Genomic DNA, 20,399 nt, shown 5'->3' on the forward strand with positions numbered 1-20,399 from the left:
ACATCACCTTGCCCAATTTTCATTGATCTTATGGACTGCATAGTGTACAATTTCCCATCTATTTTTGTTGAGGGAAACCCGCTATGTTTTACATCATTGATTTATCGCAAGGTATACCGCAAGATTTTGAAAAACACTTACTTGAATTAAAAGAAAAAAATTCCCCCACACTCCAATTAAAAGGTGCACTCCCTCATATTGAAACGATCCAATCATTGATAAACAAACATAGACTTTGCTACCCAGTTACGCTAATTGGCCACACCCATTCTGCCAATCAATTAGCAATTGACGAATTAATATGGCAAAACCTCCTTGAATCAGCAATGCAACAAAGTGCTGATCCGTTAACAAAAAAGAAGCCTCAAAAAAGCCTTGCCAAACGCACTCGCCCACAACCTCAACCCAATCAATCCGTGACAGTGAATATAGATGTCGATGTTGCTTTTCAAACGGAAGTGGTTGAGGAATTAGATACCGAAGAAAATATCGAAGAAATCACGGAGTCACAGGATCTGCCCCATATCGATTTTGACCAGTTCTCGCAAATCTTACGTGACCAAAGTCAAATAGCAACATCCTCGCCAGAAAGACGACAATTGTGGTATCGCATCATGGGCAAGATCGCGGTGTATCAGAAAGGCGATGAACGCATTGATATCAGTGAAGATGACAGTATATTGCGCGATTTGTCCATTGATTATGATCAGGTGCAAAGCAAAGCCCATCCGATGGTGAAAGGCATGAGCGAAGATGCGGCTAAAGCGATTGCAATCAACCCAAATGCATTTATCGATGGCATCGATTACCACCATTTGCCAACGGGTTTTCGATTAGTTCGTAAACCCAATGATGAAGACGCATTTACACTGGATTATCAAGAAACCGATAAACCAAACTATGATGGACTCGCTCTTTCTGTGTTCACTCAAAAAGAGCCTTTACCGCTTAGCAAAATGATTGCCAGTACTCTCTTAAGTAAGGCCCCCGTATCCACTAAAAAACTGCTGGATAGTGCCCACCGCGCCTTAATGGAAAAGAATTATGACAGCAACGACCTACAAGCATTTCGACAAAATTTGCCATTACTTATCACCTTACATGCGGATTCTTTATCATCGCTTATCCGATTATGCCATGATCAAAGCAAAGGTCATTTAGATGCGAATAAGCTTCACTATTATGTGCATAATCGAGAAAAATTACTGAGAATGTTGGAGAATGCGGCGGAAAAGGCGGATGTTGGCAATGATTATATCCACGTTAAAACCTTTTGCCACGATAAAGTGTTCCAAGGGGAAGCCTTCTTTGCCCATCCTGGGCTAAACAATTTAAGCGAATCGCAAAAAGTTTTTTTAAGTGAGCTTAATAATTATTACCATTTCAACTGGAAACAACTCGATAGTCTTTGGCATTTACACGCCACCCAAGGGGATTCAGCCCTCCACAAAGTCCTCAATACCTTACGTGAACTGCAACCCGAAAATGGTAAAACTTACCAATTTTTTCAACATGTCAATGACCTGTCTCAACTACTTGATAAGCAACCTTGGCAAGCGGCGTTTAAACAGCTAACGGGGATGGATGAGCAACAAAAAGCTTGGTGGGAAACGCTAATTAGCAAGCATATGGCAAATACCAATGAAGACGATATGCTCACCTTACTTAAGCAATTTACCCAATTTAGCCGTCAAATTCATAGCTTAGAGTTAAAATTTTATACGCCAGTTAGCTTTGAGCATGTGCGCTCTATGCCAGTTGCATTAAGCAGAATGCTAACTATTCTCAATAATTGCCAGCATGAAAATTTAGCCCAACAATGGGCATGCCTGACGGACTTGCCTTTACAAGCCAGTGGTGCCATCCGTGCCATTGAAGAAAGCAGCGTTAAAGAACCCTGTTCGTTTGTTACCCCCAAAATGGGTTTAACAGCGGTTCATTATGAGTTCAGTGAGGACAACGATAAAGGCTATCAAACGGTTAATAGTGCTAAAGATATTCTTGAATACTTAAAAAGAACCAGCCAGTCATCGCAAAAAGCAGAGGAAGAAAACGTAAGTCAACCAAACAGTCCCCAAACTCTCACCAGCCATAGCCCCACATTAGAAGACGTCGATCCGACTACGGAGGAAGAGAAAGACAAAAAAAATGACAAAGATAACTTAGGGGACCTTATCTCCCTTCCCGATGAAGAGAAAATGAAACAAGCGACTTTGCGAGGATTATATCGATACCTAGCATGGACACCTCACAAGGCGCCTTTAAGCTTTTACCAACAAGCGGTTGACAACATTGATACGGTTGTAGAAGGCATGGAATGGCAAAACCTCACTGCTTCTTTTGCCTATATCCAGATGGCGGGTGCCACCACGGGATTGCTAAATAGTGCGAAAGCAAAACATGACCCTAAACAGTCTCATGACGATTTAATCAAATTAATCACTTATTTCAAATACATGAATAAACTACCCGGCTGGTTAAATTCATTGGGTGCGAAAAAATGGATACGCATCATGATGCTGGGTGTATTTGCATTAATGAAGGTCAGCCCAGACCCCAAAGAAGCTTATAGTTTGGTGGGTCTATTTGACCAGATTTTTGAAGGGCTAACCGTTGATTGGCAATGGCTGACTAATTTTTCTGGGAAAATCAACAGCATTGTTCAGCCTCTCAACAATATGCAACCCTTGTTACTCGAAAGCGATAGTGACCGGCTGAAATCCTTTTTAAACAGCATGCGTTTTCTCGATTACTCAAATTTAGATCAAATCACTTATCACTTAAGCGAAATTCGCGCCTTAGGCGAAATGTTGCAAGGTACGCCGATTACTAGCAAAGAAGATTTGGCCAAAGAAAGCTGGGAGATTTCGAAAAAAATTACAGAACTTCTCAAGGATGAACTCATCGCGGCTTCCTATCTCAAATTAATTGGTCTTAAAAGTCAATTTGGCATTAATTATGAAAATATGCATCAACTGAAAGGATTGGATTTAAATAATCCGACGACTGTGTATGCATTGGATTTATTATCAAAAATGACACACAACCAAGATTTGACGATTGAAAAATTAGTCAGCTTTATTCGTGCATTGCCAGGACCGATAGAATCCGATTCATCGCAACCAATTGCCCTGGATTATGAATCGGTTGTTAATGCGACCGCATCCCTGCATACCATTAATTACAAAATGGTTCATCAACAAATTAAGCACACGTTTGGTCAATATTATGATGAATCATTCTTCAACAGCTTAACCGACGTCGCATTAGATAAAGCCATTATTGAGCAAATTAAAAATGCCTTACCACCCAGTATCGCTCGAGATACTTGTTTGCATTTCTTCAAACGTTTCCCCAAAACCGAGCATGCTGAATTGGTCTCTGATTTATTGATTCTTGCCAATCAGATGAAAGAAGACAAAGAAGAATTTGTCCTATCGTTGACCGATGACCGGGTGTTTGAATTGACAACGGCCATGCAATTGAAGGAAGTATTGCAACTTCTTAACCAAAATGGCGACAGCAAATCCTGGTTATTTATCTTACGTGCGCTGAAACGAAGTCAAAACGATAAAGAAGGTTTTGGTGATTATGCTAAAAATGCGCTGTCATTTTGGCTTGAACACTTAACGCCGCGATTAAATCAAATCAAGGGTAAAGTAAGCCTTCTCCCTGCTAATTTATACGAAATTATCTATAGCGGATTTGAGGCAGGGTATTGGCAAAAAAACGATAACTTGCTGAATAAAATGGCAGAAACATGGACAAAATTTTGCCTTGATCTCGCCGAAAAGCCCATTGCATGTGAGCCATTGTTAGCATTAATGCAAAAAATGATCACCGATGGTCGCTATAGCCATTCACGCTTAAAGCAGTTGCGCACCCTGGTAACGGCCATCAATGATAAAACAGCGTTATCGTTAGCGACCTATTTCCAGGATAATCGCATCGGTTTATTAGAGCGCTTTTTAGATCACTTATTCAACCACTCCCCCGATGGAGAGCAATTAACACTGATCGTCACGATTCTGGAAAAACATGCCAATGCGGATTTAACCATTGATAATGACGCTCTCGCACTTTTATTTGAATTTGACAACCATGATTGGCTAGCGCCGCTTTATCAGTCGCCTCCTTATCCCTCGGTTTCCCAGGTAGCCAAATGGAAAGCAACGGATAATGTTAAAGAATCCTATCGCCAGTTTTGCCTATCCCCTTGTGAACGTAATGACTTAGGCAATGGTTTTTATCATGAACAAGCCCGCATGAAAGCATTGGAACATATTGCGTTTACACCCGAATTAGGGATTAGGCCTTTAACCTTACGCGTTCTGCAAGACGAAGCAATCTGGGCAAAAGCTCAGACGATTGAAACCTTAAAGGATGCATTAGCGAAAGTTGCGACCTCCCAGTCTATCGATTATGAAAGATTAACCACTATCAGTGCTGAGTTGTTGCACCGAAGTATGGGAAGGGAAGGCAATGCCTATGAGCTAAATGAGACTCAATATCTGGCCGTGTATAAAGCCCTTCGAGATGGCTCTTTAGGCCCATTGACAGGTAAATTTGATTCCGGTGAAGGGAAAACGCGGGTGTTTATGGTGATTGCAGGTGCTCTGTTAGCCCAAGGAAAAACGGTTGACTTCATTACCCGAAATATGACGCTGGCTAAACGCGAGTACATGAATTACCAATCCTATTTCGACTTGCTAGGCGCCAAAACAGCGGTTATTCAATCACAAAGCACGTCTGATGAATTTAAAAATAGCCAAATCCATTTCTCCGATGTCAGCCAGTTTAGCTTGTATATGAATCAACAATTAAGCCAAAACAATGACCCACGGCCTGTAGAATCCTTACGAGCACTCTTGTTGGATGAGGCCGATCAGACATATTTTGATGCGTATCAAACGCGATACAATTACGCCACGACCACGGTGAATTACAGTGCCAGCATGAATTGGGTATACGATACCCTCATCGAATTTTTCCAAAATGAAACGCATCAAACCCTCTATTATGCCGATGTCGATGGTTGCAATGAAGCCTTTCGCGATTTTGTTGCCAACCATCTGGGCGAAGAGCAAATGCAGCAGCTGCAAGCGGTTAGCGATGACCAGCTAGAAACCTGGCATGATGCGGCCATGACTGCTCTTCAACTGTCTTATGAACATGATTTCAACGTATCGTTGGATGAAGTCATCACCGTACCTGGTAAAGGACGGCAGCTCTATAGCCGCGCTGTGGTGGTCAAAGATAATCGTGAGCAACGGGAATCTTCTTTTGCCAATGGCGTTCAGCAATGCTTGCATGCCCGCTTAAACTGGACAAAAAAGCACCCGGATATGAGCGCGTTGAGCAAGGCCATTTCCAAAGCGCAACATCCGTTTGTGGTTCGCCCAGAAAGCGAAATCATTTACTTTAATACCAGCAAAGGGTTTCTCGACGATTATGCCAATTCGACCCTCATTGCCTTTACAGGGACCACCGGGAGCGAGCTTGAACAAACCGAAGTACAGTCTTTGTTTAATATGACGTTTATTGATTTCCCAAGGCATAATAAGCTTAAAAGAGAAGACTTGCCATTGCGTTTATGCAGTCATGAAAAAGCACAACTTGACGCATTGGTTGAAAATATTCGTTCCTTGCAAGCCGCTAACCAACCGGTACTCATTATTTGTGAAGATGATAAAGAAAGTGCGCTTTTAACAGAGAAGCTAAAAGCCTATTTTGATAAAGGCAGTCTGACGCGAATCCATTCTGGCTGTTCTTCTGATGTTGAACAGCGTCATGCCGACCAAGTGGCTGGACAATCGAATCATATCACCATCACCACCGATATGTATGCCCGAGGGGTTGATATCAAACTTCATGGACAAGCAAAAACCAATGGGTTAGGGGTACTCCTCACTTATATGCCTGGCTCAGAGCGTGAATATATTCAATCGATTAATCGAGCTGGTCGATATGGGTGTCATGGTACGTCACGCATGATTCTCAACAAAGAGCGTTTGATAAAACAGCTAGGGGTTAGCAGTTTACCGTCCAGCTTCTTTATTCATTCCGGTGTGCCAGAAAGACAAGCAATGACTAACCTCAATATTCCAAAGCAGAAGAAGCGTATCGTCTCGTTAGCAATTACGGATTTCCAGCGCCAATTGGAAAAAGTCTTTTTTGCCCATCATTTTGATAAGGAAGAAAAAGCAAGAAGCTTACAATTAAAATCGTGGACACGGTTTGATAAAACCATACGCCAAATGTGGGATAGAAATAACAACGAGTTAGAAAAAGCGCTTTCTCAAACGCCCATCCCTGAAGAAAGAATTGCCCAGATTGTCAATCAGTATGGTGAGGACGTCAAAGCCTTATGGCAAAAAACGTTCCCTGACATGGATATTGCCCAAAGCTCTCCAAAAGTTGCTGCTGTGTTTAACACAATCAATGCCATGAAGCCTAACTATACCGCTAAAAAGCCCGCATTTAGCAAATACGATCGCTCCCATGATGGGTTTGCGGTGTTATATGATCATTGGTTTGCAGAAACACGCGCTTGGTGGCGCGGTGAGCGCTGCATGTTTGCCAACACTCGCGCATGGCTGAGAGGGGAAGGCACCATCTTTGCCAATCTGAAAGCCTGGTGGCGTGGTGAAATAACACTTTGGGAATACCTCTTCCCAGTAGGCCTTGAAAAACAAGTTGAGAAAAAAGCCGATTTAATCGAGCTACCTTCAACCTCAAGCCCGGCAGTAAATTAGTAGGTAGGGCTGTCTCTTGACTACCTCTTCCCCAAGAGACAGCCAAAAAGTACCAGGAAAAATCATGAAGGGTCGCATCCAAACGATGCGACTCTATTTTGACTTCGGGCTTGCATTATAGTATTTTCAATAAGTTAGGGATGTCGAATTCATCATTTATACCCGTGATCATTCAAAAATGCTATTTTTTAGGGATAAAAAATGTCTGTCATTCACCGATCGGGCACTCATATAATCAAATTTACGAGATCCCAAATCTTTATTTTTCAATTTGTCGGACATTTATCACAAACAGCAAAGGATATGCTTTTAGGCAAGCTAACTATCAATTGGTCTAGATTGTGGGTGGTTGTCTATTTTTCGGGTGTCAGGTTAGTCATTCCTTTAATCATTATCTCTGCTTTATTGTCCATTTCAATCGCACAAATGGTGTATGTGACGCTGAGTCCTTTTCATTTACAAAAGCAAGTTTTGCCAATTGCTCAGTCGATACTAACACGAGAGTTTCTCCCCATATTCATTGGCCTGATATTATGTATTCAAAGTGCTGTAAGATTTATTGACACTAAAACCCAACAAGCCAATCAAACTGGCACCGATGCGCTTACCGAACAGGTGATACCTATCATGATTGGTGTGTCGCTAACCTCGATTTTTTTATTTGCCTACGCGATAGGTGCGGTAATTTTAAGCTTTTATCTCGTGTTTCATTATAAATTAAGTTTATCTACCTACGAATTTATCAGCCACATATTGAGTGCAAGGACAAGATTCGAATTAATCTATTCAGCGTTCAAAACGTTAATATTGAGCTTTGTTGTAGCAATAGTCGCTGGATTTTACTATTTTGAATCAGCAGTCAATCATACCACATTAAGTAAGGCGGTTTCTCGAACAATGACTAGAGGTATTTTTTGGCTGATAGTTACCAGTCTTTATATGACATTTTTGCTCTAGGAATGACTATGCAAAATGAACGTTATCATACCGTTGTTGGTATTTTTGTAGTGGGTGCATTATTAATCATACTCATGGGTACTATTTATCTTTATAGAGAATACCAACGTTCTCAACGGCAAACCTTTGTGATGTTTTTTAAAGGGTCTTTAAATGGCTTGGTTGCTGGTGCGCCAGTCACCTATCGCGGTGTAAAAATTGGTGAAATACGGCTAATAGAAATCACGGAAAATACCGTTGCCAATAAAGTTAAGCTTCCAGTTTATGTTCAGTTTTTTGTGGAAAAGTCGTTTAATTTCAGCCAGGATCCCGTTAGTCTTTTGATTAAAAACGGCTATGTAGCCAATGTGACCAAACCCAATTTATTAACGGGTATCGCCCAGATTGAGCTCATTCAAGTGCCTGACTTGCCGCAGGTTACCATCGGAAGTTATCGTGGCTACCCCCTTTTTCCAACCAGAAATTCGCTTGAAGAATATACAACTATCGATGATGCGCTAGCAACCGCTCAAAAAACGTTAGAAGATATCAGTCAGTTTTTTCAATCGAAGCTGCTTAAAGACACAATCCAATCAACTAAGGCAATGACAAATAGTGTTGATAATTTGGCTCGGGACTTAAATCAAAACGTACCTAGCCTTGCCAAAAGTGCCGAAAACAGCTTAAACGAAATAGAATCTGCCGCATCTTCTGCAAAAAATTTAGCGAATTATTTATCGCGAAACCCTGAATCGGTAATAAGAGGTAGAAAATGAAAAAATATCGTTTGTTTTCCATCTTCTTATTGATAAGCGTACTTTTAGCAGCTTGTGCACGCAGCAAAGCCATCACGTTTTATGTCTTAAATCCGATACCACCATCCATGGTACATAAAAACCCTAATCCAAATCTTAGAATCGGCATCAATACAATCCAAACCCCTGATTACATACAAAAGAACGAAATCATGATTCACTGCACGCCCCAAAAGCTAAAACTAGAGGAGGATTACCAATGGGCAGAGGATCTGAATAAAAATATTAGCCGGGTAATTATGGCTAACCTAAACACCATGATACCCGAAGCAGTCTTTGAGAATTCCCCATGGAATTCTGACTTTAAACCCAAATATACCCTGCAAATCAATATCACGGAGTTTGAAATTGATATAAGTGGCAATAGTATTTTAAGGGCTGCTTATTTGATTTATCGAAATGATGAAATCGTCCTCAAAAGGCAGGTTTTCTATAAAACCAACGTTCCTATGATAAACATGGATAGTTTAGTCAATAGCATGAATATCAATATTAAAAAATTAACAGACGATATGGCAAAATCATTCCGGACTAAAATTAAATAGTTGCATGTTACAGGCTAAATCGCAGCCAAATTTCGTTGGTTGCCAAACTCGTTACTTGTATGGCTTAGGGACCTTTTATCTTATCAGACATATCATGTCTTAACGCTTCAACGCGTTCTTGTTTTTTCGAAATGGCCTTATAAAATTGCGTTTTATTAGTGCTAAGGGCATCTTTTATACCCGTTGTTCTTTCAATAAACACATTTATATGTGCTTTCAGTTGATTCCAGAAGCCTGGGGATGATTCTAGTTTGGGTTTATGCTTATAAATGATGTCTATGGCGTCTTGAGCCAATTTGACTTGGCCAGTAGGGTGATGCTTTTTTAATGGACTCTGGTTACTATCCTTTTGGAGAAGTTCATTAAGATCATCCAAAAAAGATTTGGCCGCTTTTTCCACGTCTGGTTCAAGATTTGTCTTATTTTTTGCATATACGATGTTAACATCATTATACAACTGTAGCACCTCTTGGTGGGTTATGCTTTCTACATTCAGCGTAGCAGTGGCTTCTCTGCCTATTCCGACAACTTCTGTTATAAATTGTTCAGCTCCTTTTTTAAGCAAGTTTTTAAGACCCATGGTTATTTCTCCAATGGAATGATATATGTATAACTATAGACCATAACATTCATTTTTAAAACACCTTCATGGGAGTCTGACCAACACCAGCGCAGCCTTGTCACTACGCTTACTGTTGGTGGTATTTTTCTAAGTAATTGGATAAATCGCTAATCAGATTACAACGACTCAAACCATTCGCGTTCTTCTTCACGCAAGGTAAAAATCTCTACACCTGTCTCGGTGACTAGCATGGTATGCTCCCATTGTGCGGAGAGCTTTCGGTCTTTGGTGACGGCGATATCCCAATTGTCTTTACGGATGTGGCGAACTTCCTTGCGGCCTTGATTGATCATGGGTTCAATGGTAAAGGTCATTCCGGGTTCTAAGGTAATGCCTTGTCCTGGCTGGCCATAGTGCAATATTTGTGGATCTTCATGCATGGTGTTACCAATGCCATGGCCGCAATATTCACGAACGACTGAATAATGGTTACTTTCAGCATGTTGTTGAATCGCATGACCAATGTCACCGGCGGTTGCGCCGGGTTTGACCATGGCAATCCCTTTATATAAACATTGCTGGGTGATATCAACCAGCCGTTGGGCATGGGGTGGTACTTGGCCAATGCAAAACATTTTCGAGCTATCCGCGTAGAAACCTTCATGAATTAAGGTGATATCGACGTTAACAATATCTCCTTTCTTAAGAACTTGCTTATCCGAGGGCATGCCATGACAAATCACATGATTGACGGAGGTATTGGTGGCATAAGGATAGCCATATTGACCTTTGCTGCCCGGTATGGCTTGCAATTGATTAACGATATACGCTTCACAAAAACTGTCCACATCCATGGTGGTCATACCCGGTTTGATAAATGCATCAAGTTCGGATATTAATTTGGCGAGCTTTTGGCCCGCTGTACGCATCTTTGCAATTTCATCCGAGGTTTTTAATTTAATCATAAATTACCAATACCTGTGTTATCTTCACTAAACGATGTCATCGATGACGTGGATAGTTTGGAATGCTGCCTGATTATATTGAAACTTTAACGTAATCGAGTCAAATAGGTCCCACGCTCTTCCATTGTCTCCAAACTATTTTCAATGGTTTCATCGGCAATGGCAACCATGATGGGGATTTCGGCTAATCGCCTTCCTTGCGCAATTTCATAGGCAATAAAGAAACAATCCTGCCAAGCACGTTCATTTTTCTTAGCATGGGCAGCTAACCATAACATATGCCAGATGAAATGAAACAACCACCGATCCCGTTGCTTTTCAAAGATATCATCAATGACTTGCTGTTTTGCTAATATTTTATCACACATTTTCACGCCTTGCTCAAAACGGCAACATCGATTGACTGTCGCATCAATGCGCGCATCCTGCACATACCAAGCTTCAGTAAATGCTTTATTATAAGGCCAATGTTTACTTGATTTGAGAGAGGTTTCGATGACATCTTGCGTGACCGGTTGAATGGATACACCGAACTCGTCTAAGATAGCATCGAGATCCAATAGTTGGGGTTGCACATTAAGCCCTAAGTGTTCTTGCAATTGCATTAATCGAATATCCGGCATCCGCCCCAATGCGATAGTTTGAAATAAAAAATGATTCAAAATACGCTGTAAATAGTCTTTATCCACCGTTCGCATGATAAGCCCTTGGGAATCGGGAATATCGTCAATATCAACAGAGGCATCTAACGAAGAGGTAAACCAAATGTCTTTTATCCCCTCGCCATAATAGAGCATGACGCTGCACGCATGGTGCATTTTTCCTTCTTTAAAACTAATATAGATAACCTGCGTGCCACTCCCATCAATCTCACTGGCTTTTAATTTGACTTGTTTTGGTTTGTGTTGGTTAGGTTGATACATGACACCTTGGCGACGTTGAGCTTTTATCCACCGTTCAAAAATAGGTTGGACAGAAGCTGGGAACCAATGTTGAATGACTGTTAACCGCATTAACGATTCAGGGCTTAGTGCCAAGCTATCAATCACTTGGTCAATTGTCTCCATGACAACCGCCCGCACATCCGCTTTCGGATGCATTAAACATAAAATGGCAATGTCATGCCCTTCATCAATTGCAAATAAATCATAGAGCAGATCATAATAAAATTCCGCTGGCATAGCATGGCTTTGGGCAAAGAAATGCTGAGTAATATCAAACACTGATAAATCAGATAACTCTAAGATCATCTCACGAATGAGTTGCAGTTGATCAACATCGCTATCGGCATCACCCGGACTTTCAACACTGGCCAATTCAACATAAGCATCTTTTAATTCATCGGATAATTCAATATGAACTTCATAAAAGGCATTGAGCAGCGGCAACCAAAAATTAATACTATGTTTTGTATGGTTTAACTTGTCAGCCATCAGAGTCATGAGCTGCTGCAGGCGTTGTTCAGCAGGGTGGTAGCCATTCTCAATAGCAGCCTGTAGCTGGATGATGCATATGTCAAAAGCAAACAAACAGGCCGAATAATCTTGCTCGTTGTCGCCAATTTCTTGAGGTTGTGCTTCTAGCCTGTCCAATAAAGAAGCCAACAAACTGATATCATGTTCCAAAAAGGAAAAATGGGTAATCTCAAAGTGCGTATTATCTATCAACGCTTCAGCAATGTCATCGATCCACTGATGAAGCTTTTTTATTGCATCACTCATTAACTCGCCTCAATTGGACGCGAACGCCCACTTTGATCAATCGCCACAAATACAAAGGTTCCTTCCGTCACAGGATAACTATCCCCCCCTGCGGCGGGTTGTACCCATGCTTCAACGGAGAATGTCATCGACGTGCGGCCTTGTCTTTCCAACCTGACACGACAACTGACTATATCGCCCACATGAACCGGCCTTAAAAAGGTCATGCTATTGATAGCAACCGTGGCTACTCGCCCCTTAGAAATCCGCTTGGCCATCACACCGGCTGCTAAGTCCATCTGCGATACAAGCCAGCCCCCAAAGATATCGCCATTGGCATTTGTATCAGCCGGCATCGCCAGCGTCTGAATTGTTACTTCACCTTCGCCTTTCCGAATCATTATAAATTCCTTTTAAATTTCGACAGCGCATCGGCCATAGCGGTGTTAAATACCTTAGCATCCGATTTTTTTTCGACTTTCTTTGTCTTATCTGGTTTAGCAAGTGGTTTGGTCTTATTGGCTTTATGGGATGCTTTTTTAACAACAGCGGTTGTTTCCACTTTTTTGGCAACCGGAGCACTCCCCTTGGGTCGCATGGATAAGCTAATACGGGAGCGATCCACATCCACTTCAATGACTCTGACTTTAATAATATCACCCGCTTTCACAACCTGATGCGGATCTTTGATGAATTGATTATTCATCTCCGAAATATGGACTAATCCATCTTGGTGAACACCAATGTCTACAAAGGCTCCGAAATTAGTGACATTGGAAACAACGCCTTCTAATTCCATGTCGAGGTGTAAATCCTTAATGGCTTCAACACCTTCTTTAAATTGCACGGTTTTAAATTCAGGACGAGGGTCACGGCCGGGCTTTTCAAGCTCTTTGATAACATCTTGTACCGTTGGTAAACCATAATGGTCATCGACAAAGTCTTGTGCTTTTAACGATCGAATCGCGTCCATATTGCCAATCAGCTCAGCTAAACTCAATCCCGATTTTTGAATCATCTTTTCAACTAAAGGGTAGGCTTCGGGGTGAACAGCGGACGTATCTAGCGGATTATCGCCCCCTTGGATACGCAAAAAGGCAGCACATTGTTCATAACTTTTTTCACCAAGCCGAGGCACATTCAATAATTGTTGGCGATTATTAAATCTTCCATGCTCGTCTCGATACGCCACTATCTGTTTGGCTAACCCTTCATTTAATCCCGATACGTAAGTGAGTAACGCCACCGAAGCCGTATTCAAATCAACACCCACTGCATTCACACAATCTTCGACCACCGCTGTGAGCGTGCGCGCTAATTTGGCTTGATTAACATCATGTTGATATTGTCCAACGCCAATAGATTTGGGATCAATTTTAACTAATTCAGCTAAGGGATCTTGTAACCGACGAGCAATTGAGATAGCCCCGCGAATACTCACATCAATGTCGGGAAATTCTTCACTTGCTAGTTGCGAGGCAGAATACACGGAAGCACCTGCCTCACTGACCACCATCTTTTTAAAGGGGATATCTGCATAGATTTTAGCTAACTCCGTCACCAAGCGTTCCGTTTCGCGTGAAGCGGTGCCATTGCCGATGCTCACAAGGCTCACATGATATTTAGCCATTAATTTGGCTAAATCCGTGATAGCGCCATGCCAGTCATTTTGGGGAGCTAAAGGATAGACCGTGGTGTAATCTAACAATTTACCCGTTGCATCCACCACAGCAGCTTTCACCCCGGTCCGGATACCAGGATCTAATCCAAGGGTGATATGCTGTCCTGCTGGGGCGGCTAATAATAGATCGTTTAAATTTTTACTAAAAACGGTAATGGCTGCATCGTCAGCCGCTTCTCTTAAGCGATTTAACAGCTCCAATTCGATTTTAGTCAATAATTTAATTTTCCAGGCAAGCTGTGCCGTCGACAAAAGCCACTGATCCGCGGGTCTGCCTTTTTCAGCAAGGTTAAACGTTTGATAGATGCAATCAAGCATGGGTTGCTCATCGTCAAGCACCATGCTCACCTGCAAGGCACTTTCACGTCGGCCTCTAAACAATGCGAGCGCTCGGTGGGATGGTATTGATTTAATCGCTTGTGAAAAATCAAAATAATCCTTGAATTTCGATTTGGCTTCAGCATGATTCTTGTGCTTGGTTGCTTTTAATTTTGCCTTTTGCCAAACCATTTCCCGCAAGGTTGCAACCAAATCAGCATTTTCGGCGAAATCTTCCATCAAAATTTGTTGGGCGCCCTCTATAGCTGCTGCCACATCCGCAATTCCCTTGTCGGCATCCACATAAGTGGGTGCTAATGCGTCAGGGGATTGCGTGGGATCATTTAGAAGCGAAACCGCTAGGGGCTCAAGGCCTGCTTCGCGTGCTAGTTGTGCTTTGGTGCGGCGCTTGGGCCGGTAAGGTAAGTAAATATCTTCTAATCGCGTTTTATTGTCTGCTTGAATGATGGAAACTTGTAATTCTGGGGTGAGTTTTCCTAGCTCAGTTAATGATTGTAAAATTGCTTGTTTGCGTGCATCCAACTCGCGTAAATAAATTAAGCGCTCTGATAATTGACGCAATTGTTGATCATCAAGCCCTTTGGTTACTTCTTTACGATAGCGCGCAATAAAGGGGACGGTAGCACCACCATCCAATAATTCAATGGCTGCATTAACCTGAGTTGGTTGAATATTCAACTCACCTGCGATTAAGTCAGAAGGATTCAATAAAGGTTGTGTCATATTTGTCCTCTAATATTTGTTACGTCTACCGCAAAATACAAAGTTACACATTTGTTATTGGCTTGTTTGCCTACTTACCTGGATAAATTCAAAAATACGGTATATACCCGTCCAAAGAACCAAAAGGCTAAAGCTAATTGCCAATATAGTAAAGTATTGGGGCAAAAATATCATCATAATGAAAAAAATAAATGCTTCTGCTCGCTCCATTAATCCTGGGCTATAATGAAAACTCTTTTGTGTTTGATTTTCAGTGAAAATGCCAACGACTAAAAAGGAGGTGATGCATAACAGCATCGACGCAAACATCAGCAGGCACATTAATCCTCGATCAGGGGGGAATTGCAAGAACAACGCCACCACAACAGCACATTCGACCACTCGGTCCACAAAAATATCTAAGGCAGCTCCTAACGACGATGGCTTATTTTGATAACGCGCCAGGCTGCCGTCTGCCATATCCAACCAACCAGAGAATAAAAGCAGGATTGTAGCAGTCATTGGCCAGTTTGCAACAATTGCTATGCTACATAAGATACCCAAACAACCCGAAGCCAGGGTCAAGCCGATGGGGGAAGTCCACTTTGATAGCCATGGCATGGCGGGATCTAATAAATACCGTTGGCATCCTTCTCGAAATGATTGTTCAAGCATATCGGCAGGTTATCCTTATCAGACTTTCAAATCCAAGAGGAAAATGACGGACTAAGTCTCTCGTATAAAAGACAATATCGACCACCCTATGCCCCCCGTCCTAACGCAAAGAATACAACAAACAAAAGGGCTAATATCCAAAGAAGAGGCGAGAGTTTCTTGCGAGCAAGTGCTTTTAAAATAACATAGACAATGATGCCGCTACCAATGCCATCCGCAATGGAGGCTGTGAATGGGATCATCATAATGGTCACAATACAAGGCGCGATTTCCGTCATATCCTCGAGCGCTAAATCTTTTATATGGCGCATCATACAACAAGCAACATAAAGCAATGCTGGCCCTACGGCATAGCTTGGAATCATTTTTGCCATCGGAAAAAAAAACAAGATTAATACAAATCCAACTGCAATCACAATCGCGGTTAAACCGGTTTTCCCGCCCGCCTCAATACCTGCCGCGGATTCAATAAAGGGAGAGGTGCTGGCAGATCCCAATAATCCCGCGAGAGAAGAGGCAGCCGCATCAACGGTTAAGCTTTTGGTTAATCGCTGATTATGGTTATTTTCTTTGATGAAGTAAGAGCGATTGAGCAAACCAATTAACGTGCCCGTTGCATCAAATACAGCAATGAGGAAAAACGTGAATGTCGCTTTCAGTGCATTGGCTGAACCCATCCCAGAAAAATCCAATTGTAAAAACGTCGGTGCCATCGAAGGAGGTAATCCAACAAGCCCTTGCCATTGCGTTTTCCCAAGCAATAAAGCAGCCGCACTAATGGTTAAGATACCAATGATAATGGCGCCTTTCACCTGATAATAATCAAGCAGTGAAATCAACAAAAACCCGCCTAGAAATAGCAAAACTTCCATCCGCGTTACATCACCCAAACTTAACAACGTCTGAGCATTATCAACAATAATGCCATTTGTTCTCAAGGCTATTGAAGCGATCAATAGGCTAATGCCAATTAAGATGGCAATTTGCAAGTTCTGGGGAATCGTCTCAATGAGCAGACGCCTTAATGGCGTGAGGCTGATGATAAAAAAACCAAGACCGGAAATAAACACCATGGCTAAGGCATGTTGCCAATCAAAGCCAAGCCCTTGAACGACGTTATAGGAAAAATAGATATTCAACGCCATGCCCGGTGCTATGCCAATAGGTGTATTGGCATAAACACCCGTTATCAAGCAGGCAAACGCTGTAATTAAACAGGTTGCGGTAAACACCGCGCCCTGATCCATCCCCGCATCATGCAAAATCGATGGGTTGACAAAGGCGATGTATACCATCGTTAAAAAGGTTGTCACACCTGCCAATAGCTCAGTTTTCATCTGGGGTGATGGTCGCTTTAGAAAACGCATCAATTAACCCAACGTCTTATGCGGCAAACTCTCAATCCTTCCGGCTGGGGTCACATGCACATAATTGAGTTTTCGTTGCAACTCACCAATGGTATCTGAACCAGAATAAGTTAAGCCAGATCGCAAACCACCAACGATGTCAGCAATGATGGCATCTTCATCTTCTCGATAAGCAACTTCAGTTGAAACGCCTTCGGCCGTTTTCCACTCTCGCATTTCACCAAGAAAGTTGACTTGTGCTTCTTGGGAAGCCATGCCTCGATATTCTTTCACTTTTCTGCCACCTTCCTTGGTAATCACATTACCTGGCGTGGGACGGGTTCCAGCCAACATACCGCCAATCATAACAAAATCGGCACCGAATGCTAATGCCTTGACAATATCACCTGGAGTTCGAATGCCGCCATCCGCCACAATAGATCGGTCTGAGCGGGCGCAGTCTTGAATGCAAGTCAACATCGGCACACCAAATCCTGTTTTAATACGGGTTGAGCAAACCGAACCACCACCAATGCCTGCTTTAATAATATCGGCACCGCATGAAGCTAAATAATCCGCACCAGCATAAGTGGCGACATTGCCCGCCATAATGCAATGATCGGGTAAGATTTTACGCAGCTGCTTTAACGTTTTACCAACATATTTGGCATGCGCATGCGCCACATCCACGCAAAAATAGAGAGCCCCCGCATCACGTAACGCTGCTGCGCGTTCCAATTCCGTTTGGTTGCAACCAACTGAAACAAAGGCTTTTCCTTGGCATGCCTTAAATTCTTTCACGTTGTCTTCGATACTCATAAACCGATGCAACACGCCCATGCCGCCTTTATCCGACATAAAGTTTGCCATTTTCGATTCGGTCACTTTATCCATGTTGGAACTTAACACAGGCAAATCCAATGATAATTTGCCTAAACGGTCAGTCATGGAGATATCAACTTCCCGACGGGATTCGTGATGATTATAGGATGGGATCAAAAGAACATCATCGTAGGTAATCGCTTGTAGCTGCATATAGGGCCTCTGAGTCTAATAAAAAAGGGCCTGCTTTCAGGCCCAGCTAATTATAATTGCTCTGCTGCATAATAGGCAAGTCTTGATCGCTCCCCTCGCATTAATGTCATATGTGCACTATGCTCCCATTCTTTAAACCGATCCACCGCATAAGTTAAACCCGAGGTCGTTTCACTTAAATAGGGCGTGTCAATTTGCTTGATGTCGCCTAAGCAAATGATTTTAGACCCAGGCCCTGCTCGGGTAATCAATGTCTTTATTTGCTTAGAAGTAAGGTTTTGAGCCTCATCGATGATAATATAGCGATTTAAAAATGTTCGCCCCCGCATAAAATTCAATGAGCGAATCTTTATTTTATTTTGCAGCAAATCCGCCGTCGCTTCCCGGCCAAAACGGCCGCCTTCTTGAGATGCGTGCAGCACTTCTAAATTATCCATTAGGGCACCCATCCAAGGGGTCATCTTCTCTTCTTCGGTGCCCGGCAAAAAGCCGATGTCTTCCCCAACTGGAATCGTTACCCTTGTCATCACAATCTCGTTATAAAGCTGCTTATCCATCACTTGGCTCAATCCAGCCGCAACGGTTAACAAGGTTTTGCCAGTTCCAGCTTGCCCTTGCAAAGACACAAAATCAATATCTGGGTCAAGCAACAAGTTCAGAGCAAAGTTCTGCTCTGTGTTTCTCGCTTTGATTCCCCAAACACTTTGATTGCTAGACATATAATCGCGGGCAACGGAAACAATAGCTTTTGTGCCTTCTCGCTTTCTGACAATTCCTTGAAACTCTTCATCTTGGGTGATCAAACAATCATTGACATACCAATTTTGCGTTATTTCGCCTTCGAATTGATAATAGGAATTGCCACTATCTTGCCAAACCTGCATGTTTTTAGGCTGACTATCCCAAAAATTATTATCTAGCATATGTAAACCACGATGAAGCAGGCTGACATCATCTAGCACTTTATCGTTATAGTAATCTTCCGCTTGGATACCTAAAATACCCGCTTTAATGCGCAAATTAATGTCTTTTGAAACAATGATGACCTGGTGATCCGGCCATTTCTTTTTAAGGCCTAAGGTGGTTGCTAAAATGGTGTTATCGGCTTTATTACCTGGCAAAGAAGGGATGGTCGTGCCATGGAATTCATCTGTCTGGAAATATAATCGGCCCGTTTTTTCCTGTTGTGCAAGATAATTCGGGATTGGCAATCCATTCACGACTTGTTCATGGGTTGCTTTTGCCATCATTTCCACAATCATCCGGTTGGTTTGCCGAACGTTTCTTGCCACCTCCGAGAGACCCATTTTATGGCTATCAAGCTCTTCTAAAACCACCATTGGCAAATAGATGTCATTATCCTCAAACCGATATATTGCGGTCGGATCATGCATGAGAATATTCGTATCCAATACAAATAGCTTTCTTTTGGCCATCCGTTGCCTCTCCTATATTAGAACAATCAAAAATAGCAGCGTTCTTTTGTCTTAGACTAATGGCTGCCCAAATTTAACCGCCTGACCTACGGTCAACTGTTTTGCCCATTGCGCTGCTTGCACATCGGCAAACAGCAATATAACCGTGGATCCCATTTGAAAATGTCCCATTTCACCCCCTTGTGGTAAAGAGGGTTGAGCAAAATCTTGGTTGCGATAATCAATGCGCTCCAAAATTTTCTTGCGCGGAAGAACCCCACCCCAACTCGTAGCCATGCTGCCAACGACGGTCGCACCTACCATGATAGAAGCCATTAAACCTAGGTGGGTGTCAAATAGGCAAATTAACCGCTCATTGCGGGCGAATAAGTTAGGTATAACACGGGTTGTAGCTGGCTGTACAGAAAATAGTTTCCCCGGGACGTAGGTCGTTTGCAAAAGCGTGCCAGCCACGGGCATATGCACGCGATGATAATCTTTAGGCGATAAATAAAGGGTTGCAAAAGCACCATTTTTTAAGGCCTCGTAGGCGTTTAAATCACCGGCTAGCAAGGACTCCAAGCGATAGTGTCGCCCCTTGGCTTGGATAAGTTGACCTGATTCGATGCGTCCAAATTGGGCTAAATAACCATCCACAGGGCTGATTATGATAGAATCAGCAATAGGCCTGGCGTCGGTTTTTAAATGTCGGGTGAAAAAATCATTAAAGGTATCGTACTCATTTGCGTCTGTGCGAAGTGCCTCCGCCATATTTACCCCATAGATTCGGATAAAAATTCGGATGAAGGCATTCTTAAACCACGTGGTTTTGATGTTTGCAAAAAAACCCAAAAGCCGCGTGAGCGTTTGTTTGGGTGTTAAATAATGAAAAAAAGCTTTTACGTAATCCAATAACATTGACGCCAAG

14 protein-coding genes are annotated in these 20,399 nt (G+C 42.4%); 4 read left to right on the top strand and 10 right to left on the bottom strand.

Annotated features, from left to right (window positions below; genetic code table 11):
* The first annotated feature begins 83 nt into the window (after positions 1 to 83).
* From AB3348_RS10455 to AB3348_RS10470, 4 genes are all read left to right on the top strand, one after another.
* A complete protein-coding gene (locus AB3348_RS10455; protein ID WP_367607559.1) occupies positions 84 to 6,755 on the top strand; it encodes a helicase-related protein in 6,672 nt (2,223 codons plus the stop codon).
* A gap of 201 nt (positions 6,756 to 6,956) precedes the next feature.
* Positions 6,957 to 7,712, top strand: coding sequence for an ABC transporter permease (locus AB3348_RS10460; RefSeq protein ID WP_367607560.1), 756 nt, complete (start codon positions 6,957 to 6,959; stop codon positions 7,710 to 7,712).
* Between the two features lie 8 nt (positions 7,713 to 7,720).
* Positions 7,721 to 8,467 carry an MlaD family protein gene (locus AB3348_RS10465; RefSeq protein ID WP_367607561.1) on the top strand — a complete coding sequence of 249 codons (747 nt, stop codon included), beginning with the start codon at positions 7,721 to 7,723 and terminating at the stop codon, positions 8,465 to 8,467.
* Positions 8,464 to 9,051 (top strand): membrane integrity-associated transporter subunit PqiC, encoded by a 588-nt coding sequence (locus tag AB3348_RS10470; protein ID WP_367607562.1) that lies wholly within the window; start codon positions 8,464 to 8,466, stop codon positions 9,049 to 9,051. Before AB3348_RS10465 ends, AB3348_RS10470 begins: the two co-directional genes overlap by 4 nt.
* Positions 9,052 to 9,115: 64 nt before the next feature.
* Here the strand turns inward: AB3348_RS10470 and AB3348_RS10475 are convergent, their stop codons facing one another.
* The 10 genes from AB3348_RS10475 to asd form a co-directional block, all read right to left on the bottom strand.
* A complete protein-coding gene (locus AB3348_RS10475; protein ID WP_367607563.1) occupies positions 9,116 to 9,631 on the bottom strand; it encodes a hypothetical protein in 516 nt (171 codons plus the stop codon).
* A 158-nt stretch (positions 9,632 to 9,789) separates the two neighbouring features.
* Complete coding sequence (gene map / locus AB3348_RS10480) at positions 9,790 to 10,578, bottom strand: type I methionyl aminopeptidase (RefSeq protein WP_367607564.1); 789 nt, start codon at positions 10,576 to 10,578, stop codon at positions 9,790 to 9,792.
* An 86-nt stretch (positions 10,579 to 10,664) separates the two neighbouring features.
* Positions 10,665 to 12,299 (bottom strand): hypothetical protein, encoded by a 1,635-nt coding sequence (locus tag AB3348_RS10485; protein ID WP_367607565.1) that lies wholly within the window; start codon positions 12,297 to 12,299, stop codon positions 10,665 to 10,667.
* A complete protein-coding gene (locus AB3348_RS10490) occupies positions 12,299 to 12,679 on the bottom strand; it encodes an acyl-CoA thioesterase (protein ID WP_367607566.1) in 381 nt (126 codons plus the stop codon). The genes AB3348_RS10485 and AB3348_RS10490 overlap by 1 nt, the downstream gene beginning before the upstream one ends.
* Positions 12,679 to 15,021 carry a Tex family protein gene (locus AB3348_RS10495; RefSeq protein WP_367607567.1) on the bottom strand — a complete coding sequence of 781 codons (2,343 nt, stop codon included), beginning with the start codon at positions 15,019 to 15,021 and terminating at the stop codon, positions 12,679 to 12,681. The genes AB3348_RS10490 and AB3348_RS10495 overlap by 1 nt, the downstream gene beginning before the upstream one ends.
* Positions 15,022 to 15,075: 54 nt before the next feature.
* The gene (locus AB3348_RS10500; protein WP_367607568.1) at positions 15,076 to 15,675 is read right to left on the bottom strand and encodes a CDP-alcohol phosphatidyltransferase family protein; all 600 of its coding nucleotides are present in this window, start codon (positions 15,673 to 15,675) and stop codon (positions 15,076 to 15,078) included.
* 86 nt (positions 15,676 to 15,761) lie between these two features.
* On the bottom strand, positions 15,762 to 17,012 hold the full coding sequence (locus tag AB3348_RS10505; RefSeq protein ID WP_367607569.1) for an NCS2 family permease: 1,251 nt from the start codon (positions 17,010 to 17,012) through the stop codon (positions 15,762 to 15,764).
* Positions 17,013 to 17,045: 33 nt separating this feature from the next.
* The gene (locus tag AB3348_RS10510; RefSeq protein ID WP_367607570.1) at positions 17,046 to 18,056 is read right to left on the bottom strand and encodes a guanosine monophosphate reductase; all 1,011 of its coding nucleotides are present in this window, start codon (positions 18,054 to 18,056) and stop codon (positions 17,046 to 17,048) included.
* A 50-nt stretch (positions 18,057 to 18,106) separates the two neighbouring features.
* The gene (locus tag AB3348_RS10515; protein WP_367607571.1) at positions 18,107 to 19,492 is read right to left on the bottom strand and encodes a PhoH family protein; all 1,386 of its coding nucleotides are present in this window, start codon (positions 19,490 to 19,492) and stop codon (positions 18,107 to 18,109) included.
* A 51-nt stretch (positions 19,493 to 19,543) separates the two neighbouring features.
* The gene (asd, locus tag AB3348_RS10520; protein ID WP_367607572.1) at positions 19,544 to 20,389 is read right to left on the bottom strand and encodes an archaetidylserine decarboxylase; all 846 of its coding nucleotides are present in this window, start codon (positions 20,387 to 20,389) and stop codon (positions 19,544 to 19,546) included.
* Positions 20,390 to 20,399 lie beyond the last annotated feature (10 nt).

The sequence above is a fragment of the Legionella sp. W05-934-2 genome (assembly GCF_964199965.1).
In the GTDB taxonomy this organism is placed as follows: domain Bacteria; phylum Pseudomonadota; class Gammaproteobacteria; order Legionellales; family Legionellaceae; genus JAFIFT01.

Bases quoted from the DNA above. Each gene is read 5' to 3' on its own strand.
- AB3348_RS10470 (WP_367607562.1), top strand. From the start codon at position 8,464: ATGAAAAAATATCGTTTGTTTTCCATCTTCTTATTGATAAGCGTACTT.
- AB3348_RS10485 (WP_367607565.1), bottom strand. From the start codon at position 12,299: ATGAGTGATGCAATAAAAAAGCTTCATCAGTGGATCGATGACATTGCT.
- AB3348_RS10455 (WP_367607559.1), top strand. From the start codon at position 84: ATGTTTTACATCATTGATTTATCGCAAGGTATACCGCAAGATTTTGAA.
- AB3348_RS10465 (WP_367607561.1), top strand. From the start codon at position 7,721: ATGCAAAATGAACGTTATCATACCGTTGTTGGTATTTTTGTAGTGGGT.
- AB3348_RS10475 (WP_367607563.1), bottom strand. From the start codon at position 9,631: ATGGGTCTTAAAAACTTGCTTAAAAAAGGAGCTGAACAATTTATAACA.
- AB3348_RS10460 (WP_367607560.1), top strand. From the start codon at position 6,957: ATGTCTGTCATTCACCGATCGGGCACTCATATAATCAAATTTACGAGA.
- AB3348_RS10495 (WP_367607567.1), bottom strand. From the start codon at position 15,021: ATGACACAACCTTTATTGAATCCTTCTGACTTAATCGCAGGTGAGTTG.
- AB3348_RS10500 (WP_367607568.1), bottom strand. From the start codon at position 15,675: ATGCTTGAACAATCATTTCGAGAAGGATGCCAACGGTATTTATTAGAT.
- AB3348_RS10505 (WP_367607569.1), bottom strand. From the start codon at position 17,012: ATGAAAACTGAGCTATTGGCAGGTGTGACAACCTTTTTAACGATGGTA.
- map (WP_367607564.1), bottom strand. From the start codon at position 10,578: ATGATTAAATTAAAAACCTCGGATGAAATTGCAAAGATGCGTACAGCG.
- AB3348_RS10490 (WP_367607566.1), bottom strand. From the start codon at position 12,679: ATGATTCGGAAAGGCGAAGGTGAAGTAACAATTCAGACGCTGGCGATG.
- AB3348_RS10510 (WP_367607570.1), bottom strand. From the start codon at position 18,056: ATGCAGCTACAAGCGATTACCTACGATGATGTTCTTTTGATCCCATCC.
- asd (WP_367607572.1), bottom strand. From the start codon at position 20,389: ATGTTATTGGATTACGTAAAAGCTTTTTTTCATTATTTAACACCCAAA.
- AB3348_RS10515 (WP_367607571.1), bottom strand. From the start codon at position 19,492: ATGGCCAAAAGAAAGCTATTTGTATTGGATACGAATATTCTCATGCAT.